This window comes from Mesorhizobium sp. M7A.F.Ca.CA.002.09.1.1, from assembly GCF_003998555.1.
Lineage (GTDB): Bacteria > Pseudomonadota > Alphaproteobacteria > Rhizobiales > Rhizobiaceae > Mesorhizobium > Mesorhizobium ciceri.
In genome coordinates, this window is the sequence record NZ_RZRR01000467.1 from 1 (window position 1) to 4,336 (window position 4,336).

Consider the following 4,336-nt stretch of genomic DNA (forward strand, 5'->3'; position numbering starts at 1 on the left):
GGGTTATCGTCGGCGGCCTGGGGTTGGCCACCGTCTCGACGCTGTTCCTGACGCCGGTCGCCTATCTCCTGCTTGGCCGCTTCGTGACGCCGAAGACCCATGAGGAAGCGCGACTGAAGCGCGAGTTGGAGGAAGCCGCCTACACCAATGTGGAACCGGCGGAGTAAAGAAATCCAGGGAAAAGTGTGTAGCGGTTTTCCGTCCGGAATTTCGTAAGAAAAATAGTTCCGCCTATCTCAAGAACCGGCCTTCGATCGACCAGCGCGCGGCGAGGAAATTCAGCACCGCCGCCACCACGACACCGGCGATCTTTGCCGGCCACACTCCGGCGATGCCGGCAAACAGCGCGATGGAGAGGCTGGAGACGCCGAGCGAAATCAGCCCTCCAAGCGAGGCGAAGCGAAGGAATGCGTCACGCAGCCGGATGGCTCGATTGCGCTCGAACGACCAGAAGCCGTTCGCCGCGAAGGAAAAGGTGACGGCGATGAACCAGGCAGCAACGTTGGCCGGCAGCGGCGAAGCACCGAGCTTGAGCAGCAGGAAGAAGCTGGCAAGGTCGATGGCCGTGTTCGCCAGTCCGACAATGGCAAAGCGGACGATCTTGTTGCCGGTCGAACGCGGGGGCCGCTCGGCGTCGTTCATCCCCTGCCATCCATGATTGCGACATTGGCGCGGGCCAGGCTGGCTCCGAACGCGTCCGATGCCAGGGCCGCGAATTCGACCTCGCGCACACCTTGCATCGTGTCGCGCGCGCGCAGCGTCTCGTCGACATGGCCGGGATGGCACATGAACAGCCCTTGTTCCGGCAACCCTTCGACGGCGGCCTGCAGAACCGCAGTGAACTTTTCGGGCTGCCGCCAGTCATAGATGCCGGCGAGCGGCTGGAAAACGATGAAGCCGGCGCGCTGCATCGAACGGTTGAACCCGGCAGCGAGCGCGGCAATCGCGGCGACCTTCGACCCTGCGGCCAGCGCCGGGCCGCCGCGTAGGGCCGGCCTGTCGGCGCCTTCTGGAAACCGCGCGCGCAGCCATGTGCGCACGACGGGAAGGAAATGCACATGCTGATGCCCGTCGACGAAATCGGGGCGGCGGCCAAGCGCCTCGACGAAGCGGCTGTACTGGGCGTCAAGCTCGGCATGAACATGGCGCTCGTCGATGCGGCCGCGCAGAACAGGCAAGGCCAGTGCGCGGAGCGGTGGCAGCCGGCCTTCCGGCGCCAGGTTCGACCGGCCGGTAATGGTCAACTGGTCGGTCAAGGTGAGATGCAGCCCGACCGCGGCCCGGCCGCACAGCGGTTTTATGCGCGCTGCCTCCGCTTCCCATTCCGGAAAGCCGGTCATGCAGCTGGTGCCGGTCAGGCGGCCGCGATCGAGCAGGTCGAGAATCGCGGCGGAAACGCCGGGCGCCAGGCCGTAATCGTCGGCGATCAGGCGGATGCGCCGCGTCATCTGTTCGAAGTGCCTGGCTCCGGCCGATCGGCGGGGGCCACGCTGCGCACGACGTCGCGCACGAGATAGACCGGGCGATCCTTGCTCTCGCTGAGCGTGACCCAGACGTATTCGCCGATCAGGCCAAGCAAGGTCAGGTTGAGGCCGCCGAGCAGGACGACGGCAACCAGCAGGCTGGGGTAGCCCGGAACGGCAATGCCGTAGAAGATCACCTCGAAGAGCACCTTGGCGCCATAGAGCGCACCGGCCAACGCCGCGAGCAGCCCGCTGAGGCTGATGAGACGCAAGGGAATGACGGAAAAGGAAGTAAAACCTTCGAGCGAGAAGGCGATCAGGTTGAGCCGGCTCCATTTCGACGTGCCGCTGGCGCGGCCTTCCGGCGAATAGGGCAACGCCTTCTGGCGAAAGCCGGCCCAGGCAAACAGGCCCTTGTTGAAGCGCCGCTTGTCGCGCAGGCTGGTCAGCGCGCGCGCCACGGCGCCGCGCATGACGCGAAAGTCGCCGGCATTTTCGGGAATATCGAAACGCTGGCTCGAGTTGATCAGGCTGTAGAAAAGCCGTGCAAGCTGGCTGCGCCGCCAGCTCGCCTCGCGGCGGTCGTTCTGCGCATAGACGACGTCGATGTCCGGATGGTCCACCAGCTCGGCGATCAGCTTCAGGCTGATGTCCAGGGAATGCTGGAGGTCGGCGTCCATGATCAGCACCATGTCGCCGCGCGACTGGTCGAGGCCGGCGAGCACCGCGACTTCCTTGCCGAAATTGCGGCTGAGGCGCACGATCTCCCACGACCCCGTCAGCGCTTGCGAAAACCGCACGGCGCCATCGTCACGACTGCCGTCATCGACCAGGATCTTGTGTACGGTCATGCCGAAGCGTTGTGCCACGGCCACTTCGAGCTCGCCCAGCAGGCGCGCGAAGGCCGATGCCGATGCCGCCTCGTTGAAGAACGGTGCGACGATATCGAGGCTCGGCCGCAACTCAACCATTGGCGACTCCCGCATTCACCACCTTTTCCCGTGCCTTGGCCCAGAACCACCAGATCAGCGAACCGGCGATAAAAGTGACGGCGACCGGCCGGAACCAGGGGAAGAGGAAATCGTGCACATGGCGCTCGACGCCGCTCAACCCGGTCACGAACAGCGTCGTCGACAGCACCGAGGCAAGGACGCCGCCCCGTTCTTCACGCCACAACAGGGCGATGGCAAGACCGGCTGGTACCGCGATCATGGCAAAGGTGTTTGGCTCGACGCGCGGGTTGAAGACGCACATGTAGAAAGTGGCTGTCAGGAAGATCGCCAGCGCCGCCTTTCCCTGTTCGAGCCTGCGGTCGAACCAGATGACGGCAGAAAGCGTAAACAGGGCCATGACCATGCGCACGATCGTTGCGCCGAATTCCGGTATCGGCAGTCCTATCGTGGTGAACGGTGCCGTGAAATCGGTGGGCACGAAATGGCTGGTGTTGTCGACGGCCATGGAGGTCAGCATCTGGATGAAGACACGATGCTGATCGTTGAGATAGCCGGCGGGAGCAAAAGCGTAAGGCAGTGCCAGCACGAACAGCAGCGCCAGCACCAGCACCGGTATCAGCCGGAGCCGAAGGGCTCCTACCAACAACAGCATTATGATCGCGGTCGGCTTGGCGATGATGGCAAGCGAAGCCCAGAAGAACGTCTCCGCCCGCCGCCCTTCCAGCGCCGACAGGGTGAGAAGCCAGCAAGCGCCGGTCAAAAGGATCGTCGCCTGGCCGTTGCGGATCGCCCCCACCGCCATCGGCAAAGCGAGGAAAAGACCGAAAGAAAGCAGCCATGTCAGTTCGCCGCCGCCGAGCTTGCGCACCTGCCGCATCGCGGCGTAGGTCAGCACCGCAAAGCCAATGGAATGCCAAACCAAGCCGCCCAGATGCGGACCAAGCTTGACTATTGGAGTGTAGAGCGCGGCAAAGGCCGGCGCGTAGAGATACCCCATCTCGGACTGGGTGTCGTAGAGCGGCAGACCGGCCTGAAGCGCCACGCTGCCGTCGATATAGGCCTGCCATACCGTCCGCGTGTGCGGTGACCACAGGACCAGGGCAAGAACGACCAGGAACGCTCCGATCCACAGGCCAAACCCCAAACGGTCGAAAACCGGCTTGGAAATCGTCATCAAGGCGCTCCACACAATCCCGGAACTGGATCAGTCCAGCCTGTCCCGGCATTCGATGGCGGCGGCATATCACGGACGAAGTGGCGTGGCATAGGGGGCTGACGAACGTCAGGGCCGCACCTCCTTCGCCTCGAATATGCGTTCCCACCTTCATGGCTGCCGTCCGAGGCTGGCGACCTGACTAATCGTCAGTGAATTCGGGCAAACGAAAATAGGGGTTGCGCGGATCAAAGGGATATTTCGGCTCGCCCTTACCAGCAAGAACAGCCCCCGGAATCAGCACGCCTTTCGGCCCGAACTGATAGTCGATGCCGGCACAGAGGTGAGCGAGATCCTGGTAGTTGAAACTGCGCAACGCACTGCCACCTTCAAATGCAGCTGTTTTGAGTTGCTCAGGCATGAGCGGCCCGATCATCCTGTCGCGATAGGCTTTGATCTTGGCCTTGTTGAGTCTGGAGGCCTGACATTCGGCGCCGACGACCCGCGCCAGCATGATGTTCCTGACCGCAGTCCCGGCAGGATCATCCAGCGGGGCCGAATATTTCTTGAGAAAGTAATTCGTACCGGGATCGTTCGTCATCGCCTTGCGCCAAAACGGCGGGAACTTTTCGGCAGCCTGTTCTCACAAGCAGCCCCTTTTTTGCAGTAACTGGACTTCGCTCGCCAGCCATTTTCGTTCAAGGCCGGATGAACACCTTGCCGTTGGGTTTGGCCAGTTCGGCTGGCAGCCGCGCCATTGCTTCGGC

5 protein-coding genes are annotated in these 4,336 nt (G+C 63.1%); all 5 read right to left on the minus strand.

All coding sequences use genetic code 11. The features are described 5' to 3' along the window. Window positions 1–231 precede the first annotated feature (231 nt). The 5 genes from EN994_RS19825 to EN994_RS19845 all read right to left on the minus strand — a co-directional run bounded on the left by EN994_RS19825 (window position 232) and on the right by EN994_RS19845 (window position 4,170). Window positions 232–642, minus strand: a complete 411-nt coding sequence (locus EN994_RS19825; RefSeq protein ID WP_013529676.1) for a GtrA family protein — start codon at window positions 640–642, stop codon at window positions 232–234. Next, window positions 639–1,448 carry a ChbG/HpnK family deacetylase gene (locus tag EN994_RS19830; protein WP_063168965.1) on the minus strand — a complete coding sequence of 270 codons (810 nt, stop codon included), beginning with the start codon at window positions 1,446–1,448 and terminating at the stop codon, window positions 639–641. The genes EN994_RS19825 and EN994_RS19830 overlap by 4 nt, the downstream gene beginning before the upstream one ends. Continuing rightward, window positions 1,445–2,434 carry a glycosyltransferase family 2 protein gene (locus EN994_RS19835; protein WP_063168966.1) on the minus strand — a complete coding sequence of 330 codons (990 nt, stop codon included), beginning with the start codon at window positions 2,432–2,434 and terminating at the stop codon, window positions 1,445–1,447. The genes EN994_RS19830 and EN994_RS19835 overlap by 4 nt, the downstream gene beginning before the upstream one ends. Beyond that, window positions 2,427–3,590, minus strand: a complete 1,164-nt coding sequence (locus tag EN994_RS19840) for a glycosyltransferase 87 family protein (protein WP_063168967.1) — start codon at window positions 3,588–3,590, stop codon at window positions 2,427–2,429. The genes EN994_RS19835 and EN994_RS19840 overlap by 8 nt, the downstream gene beginning before the upstream one ends. A 181-nt stretch (window positions 3,591–3,771) precedes the next feature. Next, complete coding sequence (locus EN994_RS19845; protein WP_013529672.1) at window positions 3,772–4,170, minus strand: hypothetical protein; 399 nt, start codon at window positions 4,168–4,170, stop codon at window positions 3,772–3,774. Window positions 4,171–4,336 lie beyond the last annotated feature (166 nt).